The organism is Microbispora sp. ATCC PTA-5024, assembly GCF_000511135.2.
Taxonomy (GTDB): domain Bacteria; phylum Actinomycetota; class Actinomycetes; order Streptosporangiales; family Streptosporangiaceae; genus Microbispora; species Microbispora corallina.
The window spans coordinates 20,326-21,481 of record NZ_KI866522.1 but is presented as its reverse complement, the minus strand read 5'-3'; the positions used below and the strand labels follow the sequence as shown (position 1 = coordinate 21,481).

Annotated in this window: 1 protein-coding gene; it reads right to left on the bottom strand. The window is 79.6% G+C overall.

Going from position 1 to position 1,156, the window contains the following annotated elements; genetic code table 11:
- Positions 1-991, bottom strand: a 991-nt coding sequence (locus MPTA5024_RS00095; protein ID WP_036318458.1) for a glycosyltransferase family 4 protein, incomplete at its 3' end; no start/stop codon positions are given.
- Positions 992-1,156 lie beyond the last annotated feature (165 nt).

The window sequence follows — 1,156 nt, the reverse complement described above, 5'->3', positions numbered from 1 at the left end:
CCAGGGCCGGGTCGCCGAGCAGGCGGCCGATCTCGCGGGCCAGCGCGCCCGGATCCTCCGGCGGGACGAGCAGGCCGGCGTCGCCGACCATGCCGGGGATGCCTCCGACGCGGGTGGCGATGATCGGCCGGCCCGCGCGCAGCGACTCCTGCACGCTCAGCGGCTGCCCCTCCCACCTGCTGGGCACGATCACGGCGTGGGCCACCTGCAGCAGGTCGGGCGTGCGGGCCCAGCCGTAGAGGACCACCGGCAGCCGTTCGGCGTCGATCCTGGCCTGCAGCCGCGGCCGCAGCGGCCCGTCGCCGGCGATCACGAACAGCGGGTCGCCCTTGTACGGCCCGGCCGCCGCGTCGAGCAGGGTCTCCAGGCCCTTCTGCTGCGCGAGCCGGGCCACGGTCAGCAGGATCGGGCGATCCGCCCCTCCGCCGGGGAGCAGCCGTTCCAGGTCGGCCCGCACCTGCTCCGGGCCGCGCTCGGGCGCGCCCAGCGGCGGGGCCGGGACCACGGCGGACGACACCCGGCGGGCGCCGCGTGCCCGCATGCGCGCGCCGAGGTCCGGCGAGACCACGAGCACGTGGCCGGCCCGCCGCGCGACGATGCGTTCGAGGACCCGGTAGACCACGCCGACCGCGCCCGCGGCGGTGACCGCGTTGTGCAGGGTGACGACGAGCTGGGGACGCCGGCGCGCGCCGAGCAGGGCGAGCGACGCGAGGGCTCCGGCGCGCAGCCCGTGCGCGTGGACGGCGCCGGCCCCCCGCGCGACCCGCCGCAGCCGCACGATGGAGCGCAGGTCCGCCGCTGAGGGCCGGTCCGCGATCGGCACCTCGGCGAATTCGGCGCCCGCGCCGGCGAAGCCGAACGCCTCCTCCGTGTCGCGCGGCCCCGCGACGACGACCTCGTGGCCGCGCGCGGTCAGCCCCTCGGCCAGCATCCGCACGTGGCGTCCCACGCCGCCCGCGCTCGTCCCGAGCGCCAGCACCAGCCGCGTCACGCGGCCCCTCCCCTCGTCCGGAACCTGGTCAGGACGGCCCCCAGGGCCTCCCGGTCGGCCGCCGCCGTGACGGCGGCCCCGGCGGCCAGGGCCACGACCGCGGCCAGCGCGGCGGTCGCCAGGGCCGTCCAGGGGCCCTCCCCGCCGGTCAGCCGTACGGCCGCC